The following is a 20,678-nucleotide window of genomic DNA, read 5'->3' on the forward strand; positions in this document are numbered from 1 at the left end:
TCAGATCAGGTGGTTACGCTGAGCGAACTTGGACAGATGAACCACCGAAGACATGCGCAACTTCTCCTTCAACCGTGTTTTGTAAGTGCTGATGGTCTTGTGGCTCAACAGCATGTCCTGGGCGATCTCCTTGTTGCCCAGGCCCAACGCCAATTTTTGCAATACCGTTAGCTCCCGGTCAGAAAGCGCTTCGACCAGTTGCAGTTCCGTGGTCTGCAAGTCGTCCTTGCGCACGGAGCTGGTCGGCAGGCTGGGGAAACAGCTGTAGTTGGACATGACCGCCTTGATGGCCTTCTGCAACTCATCCAATTCACCGGTTTTCGCGACAAATCCCATCGCCCCGGCGCGCATGCAACGAGCCGAGAAAAAAACCGCCAGATACGAGGTCAATACCAGAATCTTGCAGGGCAGGCCCAAGGTCTTGACCCGGCTTATCACCTCCAGCCCGCCCAACTTGGGCATCGCCAAGTCCAGAATGAGCAGGTCAGGCCGCTCCTCCCTGGCAATCTGTAAGGCATCAGCGCCGTTGCCAGCCTCGAAAATCTTGTCAAAGCCTTCCTGGCGCAACAGGTACTTGACGGTTGCACGAATGAACGGATGATCATCCACGATTAATGCTTTGCTCATGCGACTCCCTGGGAAGACACCACCGATTAGTTGCATTACTGGCGCCTTGCCATTCTTGCGGCGCCAATACCCTTACACATCACACGAAACCCCTGTACCTGTGAAAAGTACCAGTTCCGACCAGCGGCACTGTCTACACAGAACGTTTCAACGGAACCTGGCTAGGTGCAACGGCGCAACATTAACAACGCGACGATGCCTTAACCGAAGGGAAAATCCGACCATCACGTAGGACTAATCCTCACTAGAGCGTAGTCAAATACACGCAAAAAACCGCCTCCCTCTTCTAAGGCAAATTCCTTTCAAGGTGTTTGAGAAACCGTTTTTGACTAGTTCCGATCAGTTGAGGGCAACCGCCGAGTTGTGGGGAGCGGGCTAGTTGTGTAAGGCGGGCTTGTTGTGGCTGGTGTAAGCCTTTGCCGTCAGTCCGTGGTGCTGGGGCTCCAGAACGCTTGCACCACCAGGGTCGACTGTGAGATCCGCGTGACCAGGGCATCCAGTTCGTCGCCATCCACCGAGTTGGCCGCCAGGGTGGCCTCGATCTCGACCTCATCACTGCCAAAGGGCCTTACGTCGACATCACTGGCCGGGTAGTTACAGCGCGCCAGTTCCGACTCCAGCAACGCCATCACCGCTTGCTGCTGGGTACGCCGGGCGATCACGTAGAGGATGTTGGTGACCTCGGCAGACACCACATCCAGCGGCTGGCGGTTGATGTTATTGACGATCGGGCGCAGCAGCGTGTTGGCCGCCAGCACAAACATCGTGCCCAGGAACGCCTCGAGGATCAGGTCTGCACCGGCGCAGGCGCCCACGGCGGCGGACGTCCACAGCGTGGCTGCGGTATTGAGCCCGCGCACGTTGCCCTCCTCGCGCATGATTACCCCGGCGCCGAGAAAGCCAATGCCAGACACTACATACGCCACCACTCGTACGGCGCCTTCGGCCCCGGCCAGGCGGTTGGCCATGTCGACAAATATTGCCGCCCCCACCGCCACCAGTACGTTGGTGCGCAGCCCCGCCGTGCGCTGGCGGAACTGGCGCTCAAAGCCGATCAGCCCGCCCAGAATAAAGGCGGCACTAAGGCTGACCACGGTGTCGATCAGGGAATCCAGATTGATGTTGTTGAGGGCTTGCATGATGAATCTCCCTTTGATTGCCCGCAGAATCAGCGTCGAAAAAAGGGGGATAAGGCAGGAACCAGGGAGGTTCGCCACCGAAATACCGCTTCTCGCTTTAACGGCGAGGCAACGGCACGAAGATGCGCGTCAGCTGGCCAAGCCTGGTCGACAACTGTCACTCGAAAGTCTGTTCACGAAAGTCTGCGCTATGGTTGAAAACCGGCGCAGCTTACGCCCGCAGTCTGCGCGAGCAAAGTGACAGTGCGGCGAATCGGCGGGTTCTTCAGCAAGGGTTCAGGCAAGGGTCGCTCCCGCGGGCACGGGAACGACGCTCCAGGCTGTCAGCTCGCGGTGGCCAGCAGCACGTCACGCACCGAACGCCCCTGGCCCAGGTGCCGATCATGTTGATGCAGCGACGCGGCAATCTCATCGGCACGAATCGGCAGGATCGACAGCAAGGTATCGCTCAAGCCATGGCTGGCCTGGCTGAAACCCTGCATATAGATACCGGCCTTGCAGCGCTCGTCGGTGACCACGCGGTAGTCGCGGCTCACTTCAAACTCACCCATGTAGGCTTCGAGCGGCGCCAGCAACTGGCGATGCATCTGCCGCTCATAACCTGTGGCCAGGACCACCGCATCGTAGTGATTGATCACGGTCTCGCCGGTAGCGTTGTGACGCACCACCAATTCGATGCCCAGTGGCCCGGCACTGGCTTTTTCCACGGTGGTCAGGGTGCGGAAGGCGTGACGGGCGATGCCCGAGACTTTCTGCCGGTAGAAAATCCCGTAGATGCGCTCGATCAGGTCCAGGTCCACCACCGAATAGTTGGTGTTGTGGTACTCGTTGACCAGGCGTTCGCGCTCGCTGCTGGGCTGCTGGAACACCAGGTCGGTGAACTCCGGGGAGAACACTTCGTTGACGAACGGGCTGTCATCGGCAGGCTTGAGGGCCGAGCCGCGCAGGATGATATCCACCTGTACCGAAGGGAAGCTGTCGTTCAGATCGATAAACGCCTCCGCCGCGCTCTGCCCGCCGCCGATGATCGCAATGCGCATTGGCTTGCCCTCGACACAGGGCTGCTGGGCCATGCGCGCCAGGTACTGGGAATGGTGGAACACCCGCCCGTCATCCTTGAGCGCCTTGAACGCCTCGGGGATACGTGGCGTGCCACCGGCACTGACCACCACCGAGCGCGCGGTGCGCACCAGTTGCTCGCCGTGGGCATCGCGGGAGATCACCCGCAGCGCCTCGACCTGCTGCTGATGCAGGATCGGCTCGATGGCCAGCACTTCTTCGCCATAGCGGCTCTGCTCGGTAAATTGCCCGGCGACCCAGCGCAGATAGTCGTTGTACTCCATGCGGCACGGGTAGAACGTGCCCAGGTTGATAAAGTCCACCAGGCGCCCGTGGGCCTTGAGGTAATTGACGAAGGAATAGGGGCTGGTGGGGTTGCGCAGGGTCACCAGGTCCTTGAGGAAGGAAATCTGCAACTCGCTCTGGCTCACCAGGGTGTTGCCGTGCCAGCGGTAGTCGGCCTGCTTGTCGAGAAACAGTACATCGAGCTTGCCCTGGGCTTTCTCGCGCTCTTGCAGGGCGATGGCCAGCGCCAGGTTCGAAGGACCGAAACCAATACCGATCAGGTCGTGAACCGCGGGCGATGCAATTGCCTGTGTCATTCCAGTGTCCTCTGGATAAGCCCCGTGGCGGTGGGGCGGAAAGCCTGGGCGACCTGCTGAACAACAGGCCATGTGTTGATAGGAAACGAGGACAATGAAAAAAAATTTAAGGCCCGCACCTGATTCACTCCAGCAGCCACGAAGGTAGCTGCCGTGGCCGCACAGTGATGGCAGTTTGGGCTCTTCTAATTTATAGTAATTCTCATCTAGATTTGAATTGCCTCACCCTCGCCGTCCAATACTGGCGTTTCGCCCAGCTGTAACGGCGTATGTAAGCAGTTAAATTTCAGAGCAAATACCTCGTTTACCTGACAGCTTCCCGCGCCTGTCTCTGCCCTTGCGGGCGATTGAGTTGCGGTCCGAACTTTCCTGGCTGGAACCCGTGCATGAACCGTCCCCGACACACCCGGCGCGCTCTGCTGGCAGCACTTTGCCTGATCCCCGTGGCCGCCTTCGCCGCCTGGCAATTGATCCCGCCCGGTCGGGATAAATTTGCCACCCTGCAAGTACACCGGGGCGATATCGAAAGCAGCGTGACCGCCCTCGGCACCCTGCAGCCGCGGCGCTACGTCGATGTCGGCGCCCAGGCGTCGGGGCAGATCCGCCGGATTCACGTCGAAGCCGGCGCCCAGGTCAAGGAAGGCGACCTGCTGGTCGAGATCGATCCCGCCACCCAACAAGCCAAGCTCGACGCCACTCGTTACTCCATCGCCAATCTGCAGGCCCAACTGCAGGAGCAGCACGCGCAAAACCGCCTGGCGCAGCAGAAGTTCCAGCGCCAGCAACGTCTGGCCGCAGGTGGCGCCACCCGCGATGAAGACGTGCAGACTGCCCAGGCCGAACTGGACGCCACCCAGGCACGCATCAACATGTTCAAGGCCCAGATCAGCCAGGCCCAGGCCACGCTGCGGGTCGACCAGGCCGAGCTGGGCTACACGCGCATCTACGCGCCGATCTCCGGCACGGTAGTCGCCGTGGATGCCCGCGAAGGCCAGACCCTCAACAGCCAGCAGCAGACGCCGCTGATCCTGCGGATCGCCAACCTGTCGCCCATGACCGTCTGGGCGGAAGTCTCGGAAGCCGATATCGGCCATGTCAAACCTGGCATGCAGGCCTATTTCACAACCCTGAGCGGTGGCAACCGGCGCTGGACCAGCACCGTGCGCCAGATCCTGCCGGTCCCCCCCAAGCCCCTGAACGAAACCAGCCAGGGCGGTGGCAGCCCCAGCAGTTCAAGCAAAAGTGGCAGCGGCCGCGTGGTGCTCTATACCGTGCTGCTGGATGTCGACAATGCCGATAACGCGTTGATGGCGGAAATGACCGCCCAGGTGTTTTTCGTCGCCAGCCGCGTCACCAATGCGCTGACTGCGCCGGTTGCAGCCCTGCAAGGCGGCACCCGCCCCGACATGCAACTGGCCCGCGTGGTGGCCAAGGACGGCAGCATCGAAGACCGCGAGGTGCGGGTCGGTATCAGTGATCGCCTGCGCATCCAGATCCTCGATGGCCTCAACGAAGGCGATCACCTGCTGATCGGCCCCGCCCAAAGCAGCGGAGGCTGAATGTTGACGCCGCTGATCGAACTTCGGGACATCCGCAAATCCTACGGTGGCGGTGATGCGCCTCAGGTCGACGTGCTGCGCGGGATCGACCTGTCGATCCATGCCGGGGAATTCGTGGCGATTGTCGGTGCCTCGGGCTCCGGCAAGTCCACCTTGATGAATATCCTCGGCTGCCTCGACCGCCCCACCGTCGGCCAGTACCTGTTCGCCGGGGAAAACGTTGCTCAACTAGACACCGACGAACTGGCCTGGCTGCGCCGCGAGGCCTTTGGCTTTGTATTCCAGGGCTACCACCTGATCCCCTCCGGCTCAGCCCAGGAAAACGTCGAGATGCCGGCGATCTATGCCGGCACGCCCGCCGCCGAGCGCCACGCCCGCGCCGCCGCCCTGCTGGCCCGCCTGGGGCTGGCCGGGCGCACCGGCAACCGCCCGCACCAACTGTCCGGCGGCCAGCAGCAACGGGTGTCGATTGCCCGGGCCTTGATGAACGGCGGCCATATCATCCTCGCCGACGAACCCACCGGCGCCCTCGACAGCCATAGTGGCGCCGAGGTCATGACCCTGCTCGACGAGCTGGCCAGCCAGGGTCACGTGGTGATCCTGATTACCCATGACCGCGAAGTGGCGGCCCGGGCCAAGCGCATCATCGAAATCCGCGACGGCCTGATCATCAGCGACACCCCCAACACCCACGACCAACCTGCCGCCGAGCCCAACCCCAAGGCCCTGCAAGCGGTGGACCTGCGCCAACGCCTGGCCGATGGCGCCGAGCACAACGGTGCGTGGAAAGCCGAACTGCTGGATGCGGTGCAGGCGGCCTGGCGGGTGATGTGGATCAACCGCTTCCGCACGGCCCTGACCCTATTGGGGATTATTATCGGCGTAGCCTCGGTGGTGGTGATGCTTGCGGTGGGTGAAGGCAGCAAACGCCAGGTCATGGCGCAAATGGGCGCCTTTGGCTCCAATATCCTTTATGTCAGCGGCTCGGCGCCCAACCCGCGCACACCGCCCGGCATCATCACCATGAACGACGTCGCCGCGATGGCCGCGCTGCCACAGGTCAAGCGCATCATGCCGGTCAATGGCGCGGAGGCCGGAGTGCGTTTCGGCAACGTCGACCACATGGCCTACGTGGGTGGCAACGACACCAACTTCCCGGCGATCTTCAACTGGCCGGTGGTCGAGGGCAGCTACTTCACCGAGGCTGACGAACGCGCCGCCGCGACCGTCGCGGTCATTGGCAAGCGGGTGCGCGACAAGCTGTTCAAGGACCTCCCCAGCCCTATCGGCCAATACATCCTGATCGAAAACGTGCCGTTCCAGGTGATCGGTGTGCTCGCCGAAAAAGGTGCCAGTTCCGGCGACAAGGACAGCGACGACCGTATCGCCATCCCCTACTCCGCCGCGAGTATCCGCCTGTTCGGCAGCTACAACCCGGAATACGTGGTGATTGCCGCCGCCGACGCGCGCAAGGTGCATGAGGCAGAAAAAGCCATCGACCAGTTGCTGCTGCGCTTGCACAACGGCAAGCGCGATTTCGAACTGACCAACAACGCCGCGATGATCCAGGCCGAGGCGCGGACCCAGAACACCCTGTCGCTGATGCTGGGTTCGATTGCCGCCATCTCGCTGCTGGTGGGCGGCATCGGGGTGATGAACATCATGCTGATGACCGTACGCGAACGCACCCGGGAAATCGGCATCCGCATGGCCACCGGCGCTCGACAGCGGGACATCCTGCGCCAGTTCCTCACCGAAGCGGTGATGCTCACGGTGGTTGGCGGGGTGGCCGGGATCGGCCTGGCCCTGCTGGTGGGTGGCGCGCTGATCCTCAGCAGCGTGGCTGTCGCCTTCTCGCTGCCTGCCGCCTTGGGCGCCTTCGCCTGCGCCCTGGTCACCGGCGTCATCTTCGGCTTTATGCCCGCCCGCAAAGCAGCCCGGCTCGACCCGGTCACAGCCCTTACCAGTGAATGATCGCCCTATGAAAGCGCACTTGACCCTTGTCGCCGCCAGCGTGCTGCTGGCCGCATGCAGCAGCCCGGCGCAGCGCCCGGACAGCGGCCTGCAGCCACCCCCTGCCTGGGCCACCGCAAACCAGGCCAGCGCCCTGCACGCCAACCAGCAATGGTGGACAGCCTTCGCCAGCCCGCAGCTCGACCAACTGATCGAACAGGCTCGCAACGCCAGCTTCGACCTGGCCAGCGCCGTGGCGCGAGTGCGTCAGGCCCAGGCCGGCGCCGTGGTGGCCGGCGCGCCGTTGCTGCCCGAACTCAAGGGCGGACTCAACGCCAACCGCCAGAAACTGCTGCGCGGCAAGGGCTACAGCGAACTGGACGCCGACAACAACAACGACGCGGTGGACTACTTCAATGCCAGCCTGACGGCCACCTACGAAATCGATTTCTGGGGTGGCAAGCGCGCCGCGCGCGACAGTGCCGAACTGGCGGTGCGCGCCAGTGAATTCGAGCGTGCCACGGTGGAGTTGACCCTGCTCAGCGGCGTGGCCACCACCTACACCCAGCTCCTGGCCCTGCACGAGCAACAACGCATCGCCGAACTGAACCTGGCCAATGCGCAGAACGTCCTTAAGCTGGTGCAGACCCGTTATGAAGCCGGCTCTGCCACCCAGCTTGAACTGGCCCAGCAAAAGAGCCTGGTCGCCGCGCAGCAACGCCAGTTGCCAGAAGTACGCCAGCGCGCCGAAGCTGCCCGAATCAGCCTCGCCGCCCTGCTCGGCCAACCGGTGCAGGCGCTGCAACTGACGCCACAGGCCTTTGATCAACTGCGCTGGCCGAACATCGCTGCCGGCGTGCCCAGCGACCTGCTCAGCCGCCGCCCGGACATCGCCAGTGCCGAAGCACAACTGGCGGCCGCCCAGGCCGACATCATTGTCGCCCGCGCCGCCATGCTGCCCAGCATCACCCTTACCGCCAACCTGGGCTCCGGCGCCAACCGCGCCGCAGATATGCTGCGCAACCCGTTCTACAACCTCACGGGCGGGCTGATCGCACCGATTTTCAACAACGGCCGCCTCAGCGCCGAACGTGACAAGGCCACGGCACGCCAGGATGAACTGCTGCAAACCTATCGCGCAGCGATCATCAATGGCTTTGCCGATGTGGAAAAAGCCCTGAGCAGCATTCGCCGGCTGGACGAACAGCGCCAGTGGCAGCGCGAGGAGCTGGACCAGGCGCAGACCGCGTTCCGCATCGCCCAAAGCCGCTACGAGGCCGGCGCGGAGGACTTGCTTACCGTACTGGAAACCCAGCGCACGCTGTATGCCGCCCAGGATTTGAACGTGCAACTGCGCCAGGCGCGGTTGGCGGCGAGTATTGCGCTGTACAAGGCGCTGGGCGGCGGTTGGCAGGCGTCCGATATCTAACAGGTAGCGAGCTTGTTGTGGGGAGCGGGCTTGTTGTGGCGAGCGGGCTTGCCCCGCGCTGGGCTGCGAAGCAGCCCTAAAACCAGGTGCCTCGGTCTGCCTGAATAAACGCGGGGAGGTTTAGGGGGGGCCGCTCCGCAGCCCAGCGCGGGGCAAGCCCGCTCGCCACAACAAGCCCGCTCGCCACAGCAAGCCCGCGCCCCACAAAAAGCCAGCTAGCCACAATAAGCCCACACACGCGGCGGTCAAATCGTGCGTTCCTTGACCTTCAAATGCCGCGCATACCACGGCCGCTTGGGCACCTTGCGGAACAAGTCCTGCAGTTTGTCGTCATCGGCACCAAAGGTGATGCGCAATGCCAGTTTCATGGTTTCCGGGTCCATTTCCACGGTGCGGCCCATCTGCAGTCCCGGGGTAGTGCTGCAACCATGGGTATCCGGCCCCAGCCAAGGATCACCCACCTCAACCCAGCGCCCAGGCGCAAACCATGGCACACCATTGACCTCCAGGCGGTTCAGCTCACCCGGATGAAAGCGCTGATGGGCGCGAAACCAATCCTCAAGGCGATCATCGATCCAACCGTGAAAATGCCAGAACACCGGGTTTACATGGGAGGAAAACGGGTCGCCCAAAAAGTCATTCTCCGGCTCATACCAACGCGCCGCAAAATCCGCCGGATCCCGGGCAAAGGGCACCGGCGCGCCATTGGACGGGTCGCGCGGTACCGACGCCCAGCGCATATGCAACCAATCGTGCAGCCCCAACTCAACCTCAGAGCCAAACTGGCCCAGGGTCAACTTGGCCAGGTAACGCGGGTCGCGGTACTGCGACTCCCACACCTGGAAGTTGCTGTGATAGGTCTCGGCCGCCTTGATATCACTGACCCACTGGCTGTACTGCTCGTCGCCACTGGCCGTCCAGGTCGGCGGCAGTGCGAAGCCATCGTGATTGTCGAAGTAGCGCGCAAAGCCCTGGCGATCACGCTCAAGCTCTGGCTGGGGCTGCGGGAAGCGCGGCCAGGACGGTAAATCCTGCAGGGAACGCGCGGTGCCAAGCATGTGCCGGTGCATGAAGAAAAAGTCGATACCCGAACCATTGCGATCCTTGCGCGGGCCACGGGCGTCGCGCTCGTTATCCCGTGGCCCGGGCTGCCAACCGATACCGCGCAGGGCATTGCGCTTGTCTTCGGGCAGCTTGTGCCACTGGTCCCGCGAGGCGTGCCAGAGCTGGTGGAACAGGCGGTGCTCGGGGGCTATCAACCAGGCCAGTAGCGCAGGGTTCAGGCCGATTCGTTCGCGGGCTTCGGGGAACAACTGCTTGGTGGCGACAAACCGGTTATCCAGCTCCAACGCTGCCAGGGGCCGGTCGAGGTTGAGGATCTGCCCGCTGAGGGTGCCGCTGCCAGCATTGCCGAAACTGTCCCAGACTTCGTCCAGGCTCATCTTGAATTCATAGGCCGGCATGCCATCTGGCGAGTCGCGGTCGATCAGGCGCCAGTACAGCAGCGCTGCATTGCCCGGAACCAGATCACCCAGGACTTGGTAGCGCGGCTCATCCGGCCCCCGCAGGTGCCCAGCGGTGTCCAGGTAGCCGCGCACGCTACGGCCACGCGGTGCGATATCAATAAACAGTTGCAGATCATCGAGGGGCAAGCCGTGCAGCCCGGCATCACGCCCCTCCAGGCGCAGGCTCCAGATCCCGCGCAGGCTGTTCGCCAACTGCTGGCCGGCGGTGTCCGCCAGGTCCACCGTGGCTTCCTCGGGCGTGATGGGGAACTCCTCACGCGTCAACTCGCGATGGGCATAAAAGGCTGCAGGTACGGCGGCGCCGGTCAGCGCCAGGCCTGCGATAAACCCTCGTCGAGAAATCGTCATGTTCCTACCTGTGTCAGCCTTGGAGCAGGCTTTATCCAAGCTAGAACGTTTTGCCGGACAGCAAATTTACTGTGGGAGCCGGCTCCCACCGTTGATGGTGGGGATACTTAAATTTTCCGGGCCTGCGCTCGTTCTTCCCAGATAGCAAAGGCCCCTTGCGCCTGCACCTCAAAGGCGAACCGACTGAGATGGCAATGACAAAACCACGTTCGAAAAAGGCTCTATACATCGGTCTGCCCTTGGCCCTGGCCATCGCTGCCGGCGCAGGCTTTGCCTGGGACCACTGGTTTCGCGGCAACGCCGGCTATTCGCTGGAAGTGATCAAGCAGGCCAATGAACTGCAGGACCGCCTGCTTTCGTTCGACAGCCATATCACCGTGCCCCTGGACTTCGGCACCGCCGGGCATGAAGCAGACAAGGACGGCAGCGGCCAGTTCGACCTGGCCAAGGCCAGTCGCGGGCGCCTGTCGGGGGCGGCGCTGACGGTGTTCGGCTGGCCCGAACTGTGGAATGGCCCCAACGCGCCGCACAAACCCACCGCAGGCTTTGTCGACGAGGCCCGAAACCAGCAAGAGGTGCGCTACAAGATCATTACCGGCACGGTTCGCGACTTTCCCAACCAGGTGGGCATTGCCTACACCCCGGCCGATTTCCGCCGCCTGCATGGCGAGGGCAAGTTTGCGATCTTTATCAGCATGCTCAACGCCTACCCCCTGGGCAATGACCTGAACCTGCTGGACATGTGGACGGCGCGGGGCATGCGCATGTTCGGCTTCAGCTACATCGGCAATAACAGCTGGGCCGACTCTTCGCGCCCGCTGCCGTTTTTCAATGACTCGCCGGACGCCCTCGGCGGCCTCTCACCCATCGGCAAGCAAGCGGTGCAGCGCCTGAACGACCTGGGCGTGATCATCGACGTGTCGCAAATGTCCACCACCGCCCTCGAGCAAGTGGCGCAGTTGAGCCGCACGCCCATGGTCGCGTCCCACTCCGCGCCCCGCGCCTCGGTGGATATCCCGCGCAACCTCAGCGACAAAGAACTGCAACTGATCAAGAACAGCGGCGGCGTGGTGCAAGTGGTGGCGTTCGGCGGGTATCTGCGCCCGCTGAGCCAACCGATCCAGGACAAGCTCAACGCACTGCGCGCGCGTTTCGACCTGCCGCCCCTGCCCAACCTGGCGATGGCCCTGATGCCCGGCGACCCGATCATTGCCGCCTGGCCGGAACAGAAGTTCGGCGAATACGCCAGCGAGCTCTACGCCATTCTCGAAGAGGAGCCCAAGGCCAGCCTCAAGGACCTGGGGGATGCCATCGACTACACCGTACGCAAGATCGGTATCGACCACGTCGGTATCGCCTCGGACTTCAACGAGGGCGGCGGCGTCAAGGGCTGGAACGATGTGAGTGAGGTGCGCAACGTGACCGCCGAACTGCTCACCCGTGGCTACTCCGAAGCCGATATCGCCAAGCTGTGGGGCGGCAACTTCCTGCGGGTGTGGGAGCAGGTGCAACAGTCCGCCAAGCCCGGCGTGCCGCCAAGCGAGCAGATGCCATGAGCGACCGCCGCACCTTTCTCAAACAGGCTGGCATCCTCGCCGCCAGCCTGCCGTTGGGGGCCAGCCTGGACGTTCAGGCCGCCAGCGCCAAGGCACCCGCCGATAAGTGGGCCAGCCTGCGCCAACTGTTCGACCAGGACCCGAACTACATCCACTTCTCCAACTTCCTGATCACCTCCCACCCAAGGCCGGTACGCGAGGCCATCGAGCGCCACCGCGCCGCCATTGACCGCAACCCCGGCCTGACCATGGATTGGGACCTGCAGGAGCCCTGGAAACGCGAAGGCCAGGTGCGTGAATGGGCCGCGCGTTATCTGCAGACCAAGCCCGGCCAGATCGCCCTCACCGGCAGCACCACCGAAGGGCTGGCGATGATCTACGGCGGCCTGCGCGTGCGCCCCGACCAGGAAATCCTGACCACCGAGCACGAACACTTTTCCACTGACAGCATCCTCGCGTTCCGCACCCAGCGTGACGCCACCCAAGTGCGCAAGATCAAGTTGTTCGCCAACGCCCACCACGTGTCGGTCGATGAAGTGCTGACGAACATCGAGCGCAGTATCCGCCCCAATACCCGGGTGCTGGGCATGACCTGGGTCCAGTCGGGCAGTGGCGTGAAACTGCCGATCGGCGAAATCGGCCAACTGGTCAAGCGCCACAACCAGGGGCGTGACGAAAAGGACCGCATTCTCTACGTGGTGGATGGCGTGCATGGCTTTGGCGTCGAAGACCTGGCCTTCCCGGACATGCACTGTGACTTCTTTATTGCCGGCACCCATAAGTGGATGTTCGGGCCACGGGGCACCGGCCTGGTATGCGCCGCCTCGGAGCAAGTGACCAACCTCACCCCGAGCCTGCCGACGTTCTCCGAAGACACTGACTTTGCTACTTCCTTCTCCCCCGGCGGCTATCACGCCTTTGAGCACCGCTGGGCGCTGGATGAGGCCTTCAAGCTGCACCTGCAACTGGGCAAGGCCGAGGTCCAGCAGCGCATCCACAGCCTCAATACCTACCTCAAGGAACGCTTGCAGGCACGCCCGAACATCGAGCTGGTCACCCCCGCCAGCCCGCAACTGTCGGCCGGTTTCAGCTTCTTCCGGGTCAAGGGCCAGGACAGCGACAAGGTGGCCGCCTACCTGATGCGCAACCGGGTCATCAGCGACGCGGTGAACCGCGATGTCGGCCCGGTGGTGCGCACTGCGCCGGGCCTGCTCAATACCGAAGATGAAGTCGACCGCTTCCTGGCGCTGCTCGACAAAACCCTTTGACACCTTTTTCTTGTTATCGAGACGACTCATGAACGATGAACCGCTCACCCCAACGCTGCTCAAGTCCCTGGCCCTGACGGCATTGATGGCCTGCCTGGCGCCAGCCGCCCAGGCTGCAACACCGCCCAAGCCCGGCACTGTGTTCAAGGACTGCAAGCACTGCCCGGAAATGGTGGTGCTGCCCACCGGCACCTTCAAGATGGGCACCCCGGACGATGAAGTCGGCCGCCAGCCCGATGAGGGGCCGATCCATGACGTGACCTTCGCTAAACCCGTGGCCATCAGCCGCTTCCAGGTACTGGCCGGCGAGTGGGACCGTTTTATACGAGAGACCGGCTATAAAATGCCCGACGGCGACGACCGACCAGGGCGCAAATGCACGGCTGGCAAGCCCAGCTACCCCATCACCGCCAAGCATCCGGCCGTGTGCATGGACTTTGCCGAAGCCAATGCCTATGTCGCCTGGCTGTCGAAGAAAACCGGCAAGCACTACCGCCTGATCAGCGAGTCCCTGCGCGAGTACGCCGCCCGGGGCGGTACCTCCGGGCCCTTCCCGTTCCCGTTCGACGAGGGCGAGAAATACGGCATCGCCAAGCACGCCAATACCTACGGACCGGCGGATGGCTACAGCTACACCTCGCCCGCCGGCAGCTATGCGCCCAATGCGTTCGGTGTGTATGACATGCACGGTAACGTTTATGAATGGGTCGAAGACTGTGAACACGACAGCTATGTGGGCGCGCCCAGCGATGGCAGCGCCTGGCTGACCGGGCAATGCGAGGTGCGGCAGATTCGCGGCAACGACTGGGGCGAAGCGCCGATTTTTTCCCGTTCCGGCAACCGCAACAGCCTCTACTCCAATGTGCGCGGCGACTGGCTGGGCTTGCGGGTGGCACGGGACCTGTGAGCCTGCGCAACTCGGCGCGAGGCTAAATCGCGCCCCACCCGACTCGTCCTCCTACTATCGGCCTGCCAGCGGTAAACCTGCGCATGCAGGCCTTCACTTGCCCACAGCACGTAGCCACGTCGCGATCGAGGTAGTTTCATGACCGCAGCACCGCGCAGCGCCATTCGCGAACTCTTGAGCCTGCTCAAGCCCTATCGACGGATTGTCATTTCTTCCATCACCCTGGGCATCATCGGCGGCCTCAGCGTCACCGCGCTGCTGGCCACGGTCAACCGCGGCCTGCACAGCGCCGACGGCATGGGTACCGGCGTGGTCCTGGCCTTCGCCGGGCTATGCCTGCTGGCCTTGCTCAGCAGTATCGGCGCCGATATCGGCACCAACTTCGTCGGGCAGAAGGTGATTGCCAAACTGCGCAAGGACCTCGGCGCCAAGGTGCTCGCCGCGCCCATCGAGCAGATCGAGCGCTATCGCACCCACCGCCTGATCCCGGTGCTGACCCACGACGTCGACACCATCAGCGACTTCGCCTTCGCTTTCGCCCCGCTGGCGATTTCCACCACAGTGATCCTTGGCTGCCTGGGCTACCTGGCGGTGCTGTCCTGGCCGATCTTCCTGATGACCCTGCTGGCCATCGGGATTGGTTCGGCGGTGCAGTTCGTGGCCCAGAGCAAAGGCATCAAGGGCTTCTACGCGGCCCGCGACGCCGAAGACAACCTGCAAAAACACTACTCGGCGATTGCCGAGGGCGCCAAGGAACTGCGCATTCACCGCCCGCGCCGGCACGCCATGCACACCCGCAATATCCAGGGCACTGCCGACCATATCTGCGATACCCATATCCGCTCGATCAATATTTTCGTGATCGCCAAGAGCCTGGGCTCGATGCTGTTTTTTGTGGTGATTGGCCTGGCGCTGACCCTGCAACAGTTCTGGCCCAGCTCGGACCCGGCGGTGATGAGCGGCTTTGTCCTGGTGCTGCTGTACATGAAAGGCCCGCTGGAAAACCTGATCGGCAACCTGCCGATCATCAGCCGCGCGCAAATTGCCTTCCGCCGCATTGCCGACCTGTCGGAGCGCTTCTCCTCGCCGGAACCGCACCTGCTGCTCGATGACGCCGACAAAAGCGTGCCGGTGATGAAGCACCTGGAACTGCGCAACGTGCAGTACGCCTTCCCGCCCGTGGAGGGCAGCGAGCCGTTCAAGCTGGGCCCGGTCAATTTGAGCATCGAGCCTGGGGAAATCCTGTTTATCGTCGGCGAAAACGGCTGCGGCAAGACCACCCTGATCAAGCTGCTGCTGGGCCTGTACACCCCGCAGCAAGGCGAAATCCGCCTCAACGGCCTGCCCGTGGACGCACTGGGCCTGGACGACTACCGCCAGATGTTCACCACGATCTTTGCCGACTACTTCCTGTTCGACGACCTGGTGCAGAACGACAAGGCCCTGCCCGACGACGCCACCCAATACCTGGAGCGCCTGGAGATCGCGCACAAGGTCAGCGTGCGCGACGGTGCGTTCACCACCACCGACCTGTCCACCGGGCAACGCAAGCGCCTGGCCCTGGTCAACGCCTGGCTCGATGAGCGCCCAGTGCTGGTGTTTGACGAGTGGGCGGCCGATCAGGACCCGACCTTCCGGCGGATTTTCTACACCGAGCTGCTGCCGGACCTCAAGCGCCTGGGCAAGACCATCATCGTCATCTCCCACGATGACCGTTACTTCGATGTGGCTGACCAACTGGTGCGCATGCAGGCCGGGCGCGTCATCAGCGAGAAAGCCTTTGCCTGATACCTGAGGCAGGCCTTCTGTGGCAATGAGCTTGTCTGTGGCGAGCGGGCTTGCCCCGCGCTGGGCTGCGTAGCAGCCCCCCCTAAACGCCCCGCGTTTATTCAGACAAACCGAGGCGCCTGGTTTTAGGGCCGCTTCGCAGCCCAGCGCGGGGCAAGCCCGCTCGCCACGGACAAGCTCCAGCAACCACAGACAAGCTCCCTAGCCACAGGCCATTGCGCCTAAATCTCATCGATCGATCTTCGTCTTCCTGACACAGCTTATTTCCTCTGCCGACGGCGACGAGATCGATCATGAACCAATTGAACCAACTTCCCGACGACGACCTGCTGGCCCTATTGCTGGCCGATGAAGCCGGCGCCGGGCAGTCCATCCAGAGCCTCGCCGGGCATGACCCGGTACCGCTGTCGTTCGCCCAGCAGCGCCTGTGGTTCCTGCAACAATTCGATCCCCAGAGCCATGCCTACAACCTGCCACGGGCGATTGCCCTCAAGGGCCCGGTGGATGCGCGCGCCCTGGAAGCGGCCCTGAATCGGGTGATCGATCGCCACGACATCCTGCGCACGGCCTTTCGCGACACCGACGGCACACCCCTGCAAGTCATCGAACCCGGCGCGCGCCTGACCCTGCTGGAAGAGGACCTGAGCACCCTGGATAGCCAGCAGCGCGACCTGCAACTGCAACAGCGCATCCGCCAGCACGCCACCCAACCCTTCGACCTGCGCCAGGCGCCGCTGATTCGCAGCACCCTGCTCAAACAGGCCGAGCAGGACTACGTGCTGCTGCTCAACATGCATCACATCGTCTCGGACGCGTGGTCCAACCCGATCCTGATCCACGACCTGGCCAGCGCCCTGCGCGAACCGGGCCAGGCCCTGCCGCGCCCGGCCATCCAGTACGCCGACTACGCCCAGTGGCAGCGCCAGGACTACCCGCTGACGCCGCAACACAGCTTAGCTGCGCAGTATTGGAAAGCCTGCCTGGGCGACGAGATCCCCACCCTGGAGCTGCCCCGCGAGCGCCTGGAACAACACGCAGGCGCCGGCCATCATGGGCACGCGCTGCCCGCCCTGTTGAGCGAACGTTTGCAGACTTTTTGCCAGCAACAGGGCGTGACACCCTTCGTGGTGCTCCTGGGTGCCTGGCAGCTGCTGCTGGGGCGCTACAGCGGCCAAGTCGACTTCACCGTCGGCGTGCCCAACGCCACCCGCAACCAGGCGCAGATCCAGGACCTGGTGGGCTTTTTTGTCAGCAGCCAGGTGTATCGCGCGCGACTGGCGCCCGAACAAACCTGCAGCGCGTTCCTCCAGGGCCTGCGCCAGCAATCCCTCGCTGCCCTGGAACATGCCGACTACCCCATCGAGCTGATCCTCGAAGACCTGCACCTGCAACGCAGCCCCCAGGCCAACCCGCTGTTCCAGACCCTGTTCAACTGGCGTGTCGGCGCCGTGCAGGAGGCGGCCCTGCACCTGGGCCCGCTGCAATTGAGTTTTATGGACAGCCACCCGCTGCAGGCCAAGTTCGACCTGTCGCTGGATGTGGAATACAGCCAGCAGCAGATCACTGCGCATTTTGAATACGACGCCGCTTGCTTCGCCCCGGCGACCATCGCCACCCTGGCCGGGCACTTCCAGAACCTGGTGCAGGCGATGCTCGAGCAGCCCCAGGCACGGATCGGCGAACTGCCGATGTTCAGCGCCGAGGAGCGTGGCCAGCAGTTGGCGCAGTGGAATGCCACGGCGGTCCATTACGCCAACGCCGCACCGGTGCATGTCTTGTTCGCGGAACAAGCCGAACGCCTGCCCCATGCCGTTGCCGTGGAGTTCGGCAACCAGCAACTGACCCTGGACCAGCTCAACCGCCGCGCCAACCAACTGGCCCATAAGCTGCTGGAACTGGGCGTCGGCCCCAATACCTGCGTGGGCCTTGGCCTGGAACGCAGCCTGGAAATGGTGATCGCCCTGCTGGCCGTGCTCAAGGCCGGCGGCGCCTATGTCCCGCTGGACCCGGCCTACCCCGCCGACCGCCTGGCCTACATGATCAATGACAGCGGCATCGGCCTGCTGCTGACCCAAAGCAGCCTGGCATTGCCCGTCCCGGACCGCCTGCCGTCCCTGAGCCTGGACCAGGACAGCGACTGGCTGGAAGGTTATGACAGCGCCAACCCACCGGTCACGGTCAGCGCCGATCACCTGGCGTACATGATCTACACCTCCGGCTCCACCGGGCAGCCCAAGGGCGTGCAAGTGCGCCATGGCGCCCTGACCAATCATATGCTGTGGATGCAGGGCGAATTGGGCCTGAGCGCTGCGGACCGGGTCTTGCAAAAAACCGCCTTCAGCTTCGACGCCTCGGTGTGGGAATTCTGGCTGCCATTGCTCAACGGTGCGCAGTTGGTCCTAGCGTCCAGCGAACTGTCCGCAGACCTGTCGATGCTCTGGTCGCAAGTGGCCGCCCAGCGCATCAGCGTGTTGCAAATGGCCCCTTCGCTGCTGCAAGCCTTGCTTGCCGATGAACAGGGCGCGCAGATGCAATCCTTGCGTTTGCTGCTGCTCGGCGGCGAAGCCCTGGGCACCGCGTTGGTGACACAGTTGCGCGAGCGCTGGAACGGCCGCCTGTGCAACCTCTACGGCCCAACCGAAGCCACCATCGACACCACGTTGTTTGATGTCGACCGCCTGCCAGAGGGCGCCATCGCCCCTATCGGCCGCCCCATCGCCAACGTGCGCACCTACCTGCTCGATCATGACCTGCAGTTGTGCCCGGTGGGCACCCACGCCGAGCTGCTGATCGGCGGCGACTCCCTGGCGCAGGGCTACCACCAGCGCCCGGGCCTGACCGCCGAACGCTTTATTCCCGACCCGTTTGCCAGCAATGGCGCGCGTCTGTATCGCAGCGGCGACCTGACCCGCTACCGCGCCGATGGGGTCATCGACTACATCGGGCGCATCGACCATCAGGTCAAAATCCGCGGTTTGCGCATCGAACTGGGGGAAATTGAAGCGCAACTGCTGCAACACCAGACGGTGCGCGAAGCCGTGGTCATCGCCCACCCAGCCCCGGGCGGCGCGCAGTTGGTGGGCTATGTGGTGCCAACAGAACCGGCAACGGACATCATCCGCCAGGACGCCTTGCGCGACACCCTCAAGGCCCACCTCGGCGAACACCTGCCGGACTACATGGTCCCCGGCCACCTGCTGATCCTGGCGCAATTACCCCTGACTCCCAACGGCAAGCTCGACCGCAAGGCCCTGCCGGCCCCCGATGCCAACCAGGCCCTGCACGCCTACGTGGCCCCGCAAAACGAAGTGCAACAGCGCATCGCAGGCATCTGGCAAGACGTGCTCAAACTGGAAAAAATCGGCCTGAACGACAACTTCTTCGAACTGGGCGGCGACTCCATCATCTCCATCCAGGTCGTCAGCCGCGCGCGCCAGGCCGGCATCCACTTCACCCCCAAGGACCTGTTCCAACACCAGACCATCCAGGGCCTGGCCAGCGTGGCGAAAAACCAGGGCCAGGGCCTGGCGATCGACCAGGGCCTGGTCACGGGTTTGGCACCGCTGCTACCGATCCAACACCTGTTCTTCGACACCGACATCCCCGAGCGCCACCACTGGAACCAGTCCGTGCTGCTCAAACCCGCCACAACCCTGGACCCGCACCTACTGGAACAGGCCCTCAACGCCCTGATCCAACACCACGACGCCCTGCGCCTGCGCTTCACCCAGACCGACTCTGGCTGGAACGCTGAATACCGCCCGCAGACCGCGTCGGTGCTGTGGCAAACCCGCATCGACGACGCCACACAGTTGCAATCTTTGGGCGACGAAGCCCAACGCAGCCTCGACCTGCAACATGGGCCGCTACTGCGGGCGGTGCTGGTGGGTCTGAAGGACGGCAGCCAGCGGTTGCTGTTGGCCATTCACCACCTGGTGGTGGATGGGGTGTCGTGGCGGATTTTGTTTGATGATTTGCAGATGGCTTATCGTCAACTGCAAGCGGGTCAGACGATCGGGCTGCCGGAAAAGACCAGCGCCTACAAGACCTGGGGTGAGAAGTTGCTGGGGTATGGGCAGAGGGCTGAGTTGCAACAGGAACTGACGTACTGGACGCAGCAACTAGACGACACCAGCCACGACCTGCCACACGCAAACCCTGAAGGCAGCCAGCGGCACACCCAGGCGACGACTGTCGATATCCAACTCAGCAAAACCCTGACCCAACAACTTCTGCAAGTCGCACCCGCAGCCTATCGCACACAAATCAATGATCTGCTGCTCACGGCCCTCACCCGTGCAGTCAGCCAATGGACCGCGCGCGAAAACGTGTTGATCCAACTGGAAAGCCACGGCCGCGAATCCCTGTTCGATGATATCGACCTGACTCGCACTGTCGGCTGGTTCACCAGCCTGTATCCGGTCAAGTTGACCGCCCACCAGGATTTGGGCGAAGCCATCAAACAGGTCAAGGAGCAACTGCGAGCCATCCCGGACAAAGGTATTGGGTTTGGCGTTCTACGCTATCTGGGTGACGCTCAAACTCGGGAACGCCTGGGCGCGTTGCCCATACCGCGCATTACCTTTAACTACCTGGGCCAGTTCGACGGTAGTTTCGACAGTGCCGAAGGCGCGCTGTTTGTCCCTACGGGCGAAGAGCGTGGTGCCGAAAAGAGCAGCGAAACGCCTTTGGGTAACTGGCTGACCATCAATAGTCAGGTCTATGACAACCAACTGAGCATGGGCTGGACCTTCAGCCACGAAGTCTTCCCCGTCGAGGCCATCCAGAACCTCGCCAACAGCTGCCTGCAGGCGCTCGAACAGTTGATCGCCTACTGCTGCGATACCCATCATCAAGGTGCAACCCCCTCTGACTTCCCATTGGCTGGGCTGAGCCAGGCACAACTGGACACACTGA

At 63.1% G+C, this 20,678-nt stretch carries 11 protein-coding genes and 1 pseudogene; 8 read left to right on the forward strand and 4 right to left on the reverse strand.

Annotated elements, in window-relative coordinates; genetic code table 11:
* The 3 genes from HKK57_RS26475 to HKK57_RS26485 form a co-directional block, all read right to left on the reverse strand.
* Positions 1 to 627, reverse strand: a complete 627-nt coding sequence (locus tag HKK57_RS26475) for a response regulator transcription factor (RefSeq protein WP_029293115.1) — start codon at positions 625 to 627, stop codon at positions 1 to 3.
* Between the two features lie 422 nt (positions 628 to 1,049).
* The gene (locus tag HKK57_RS26480) at positions 1,050 to 1,766 is read right to left on the reverse strand and encodes an MgtC/SapB family protein (protein WP_029293117.1); all 717 of its coding nucleotides are present in this window, start codon (positions 1,764 to 1,766) and stop codon (positions 1,050 to 1,052) included.
* 323 nt (positions 1,767 to 2,089) lie between these two features.
* Positions 2,090 to 3,427 carry a lysine N(6)-hydroxylase/L-ornithine N(5)-oxygenase family protein gene (locus HKK57_RS26485; RefSeq protein ID WP_029293121.1) on the reverse strand — a complete coding sequence of 446 codons (1,338 nt, stop codon included), beginning with the start codon at positions 3,425 to 3,427 and terminating at the stop codon, positions 2,090 to 2,092.
* A 386-nt stretch (positions 3,428 to 3,813) separates the two neighbouring features.
* On the opposite strand from HKK57_RS26485, the gene HKK57_RS26490 reads away from it, so the two are divergent.
* From HKK57_RS26490 to HKK57_RS26500, 3 genes are read left to right on the forward strand one after another with little or no spacing between them, the layout of a single operon-like run.
* Complete coding sequence (locus tag HKK57_RS26490; RefSeq protein WP_092235484.1) at positions 3,814 to 4,986, forward strand: efflux RND transporter periplasmic adaptor subunit; 1,173 nt, start codon at positions 3,814 to 3,816, stop codon at positions 4,984 to 4,986.
* Positions 4,987 to 6,960, forward strand: coding sequence for a MacB family efflux pump subunit (locus HKK57_RS26495; RefSeq protein ID WP_133715622.1), 1,974 nt, complete (start codon positions 4,987 to 4,989; stop codon positions 6,958 to 6,960).
* 7 nt (positions 6,961 to 6,967) lie between these two features.
* Positions 6,968 to 8,368 (forward strand): efflux transporter outer membrane subunit, encoded by a 1,401-nt coding sequence (locus tag HKK57_RS26500; protein WP_169391132.1) that lies wholly within the window; start codon positions 6,968 to 6,970, stop codon positions 8,366 to 8,368.
* A 245-nt stretch (positions 8,369 to 8,613) separates the two neighbouring features.
* Here the strand turns inward: HKK57_RS26500 and pvdP are convergent, their stop codons facing one another.
* The gene (gene pvdP / locus HKK57_RS26505) at positions 8,614 to 10,242 is read right to left on the reverse strand and encodes a pyoverdine maturation tyrosinase PvdP (protein WP_169391133.1); all 1,629 of its coding nucleotides are present in this window, start codon (positions 10,240 to 10,242) and stop codon (positions 8,614 to 8,616) included.
* Between the two features lie 194 nt (positions 10,243 to 10,436).
* On the opposite strand from pvdP, the gene pvdM reads away from it, so the two are divergent.
* The 5 genes and pseudogenes from pvdM to HKK57_RS27470 all read left to right on the forward strand — a co-directional run.
* On the forward strand, positions 10,437 to 11,798 hold the full coding sequence (gene pvdM, locus HKK57_RS26510; RefSeq protein WP_169391134.1) for a pyoverdine-tailoring dipeptidase-like protein PvdM: 1,362 nt from the start codon (positions 10,437 to 10,439) through the stop codon (positions 11,796 to 11,798).
* The gene (pvdN, locus tag HKK57_RS26515; protein WP_169391135.1) at positions 11,795 to 13,066 is read left to right on the forward strand and encodes a pyoverdine-tailoring periplasmic protein PvdN; all 1,272 of its coding nucleotides are present in this window, start codon (positions 11,795 to 11,797) and stop codon (positions 13,064 to 13,066) included. The genes pvdM and pvdN overlap by 4 nt, the downstream gene beginning before the upstream one ends.
* 28 nt (positions 13,067 to 13,094) lie before the next feature.
* Entirely contained in the window at positions 13,095 to 13,973 is an 879-nt protein-coding gene (gene pvdO, locus HKK57_RS26520) for a dihydropyoverdine dehydrogenase (protein ID WP_169391136.1), read from the forward strand.
* A 138-nt stretch (positions 13,974 to 14,111) separates the two neighbouring features.
* Entirely contained in the window at positions 14,112 to 15,761 is a 1,650-nt protein-coding gene (locus HKK57_RS26525; RefSeq protein WP_070995218.1) for a cyclic peptide export ABC transporter, read from the forward strand.
* 293 nt (positions 15,762 to 16,054) lie between these two features.
* Positions 16,055 to 20,665, forward strand: a pseudogene (locus HKK57_RS27470) (amino acid adenylation domain-containing protein); the annotation flags it as partial.
* Positions 20,666 to 20,678 lie beyond the last annotated feature (13 nt).

The sequence above is a fragment of the Pseudomonas sp. ADAK21 genome (assembly GCF_012935735.1).
Classification (GTDB): domain Bacteria; phylum Pseudomonadota; class Gammaproteobacteria; order Pseudomonadales; family Pseudomonadaceae; genus Aquipseudomonas; species Aquipseudomonas proteolytica.

Excerpts from the sequence above, each read along its gene's own strand:
- HKK57_RS26475 (WP_029293115.1), bottom strand. The coding sequence starts at position 627 with ATGAGCAAAGCATTAATCGTGGATGATCATCCGTTCATTCGTGCAACC.
- HKK57_RS26485 (WP_029293121.1), bottom strand. The coding sequence starts at position 3,427 with ATGACACAGGCAATTGCATCGCCCGCGGTTCACGACCTGATCGGTATT.
- pvdM (WP_169391134.1), top strand. The coding sequence starts at position 10,437 with ATGACAAAACCACGTTCGAAAAAGGCTCTATACATCGGTCTGCCCTTG.
- HKK57_RS26480 (WP_029293117.1), bottom strand. The coding sequence starts at position 1,766 with ATGCAAGCCCTCAACAACATCAATCTGGATTCCCTGATCGACACCGTG.
- HKK57_RS26525 (WP_070995218.1), top strand. The coding sequence starts at position 14,112 with ATGACCGCAGCACCGCGCAGCGCCATTCGCGAACTCTTGAGCCTGCTC.
- pvdN (WP_169391135.1), top strand. The coding sequence starts at position 11,795 with ATGAGCGACCGCCGCACCTTTCTCAAACAGGCTGGCATCCTCGCCGCC.
- pvdO (WP_169391136.1), top strand. The coding sequence starts at position 13,095 with ATGAACGATGAACCGCTCACCCCAACGCTGCTCAAGTCCCTGGCCCTG.
- pvdP (WP_169391133.1), bottom strand. The coding sequence starts at position 10,242 with ATGACGATTTCTCGACGAGGGTTTATCGCAGGCCTGGCGCTGACCGGC.
- HKK57_RS26500 (WP_169391132.1), top strand. The coding sequence starts at position 6,968 with ATGAAAGCGCACTTGACCCTTGTCGCCGCCAGCGTGCTGCTGGCCGCA.
- HKK57_RS26495 (WP_133715622.1), top strand. The coding sequence starts at position 4,987 with ATGTTGACGCCGCTGATCGAACTTCGGGACATCCGCAAATCCTACGGT.
- HKK57_RS26490 (WP_092235484.1), top strand. The coding sequence starts at position 3,814 with ATGAACCGTCCCCGACACACCCGGCGCGCTCTGCTGGCAGCACTTTGC.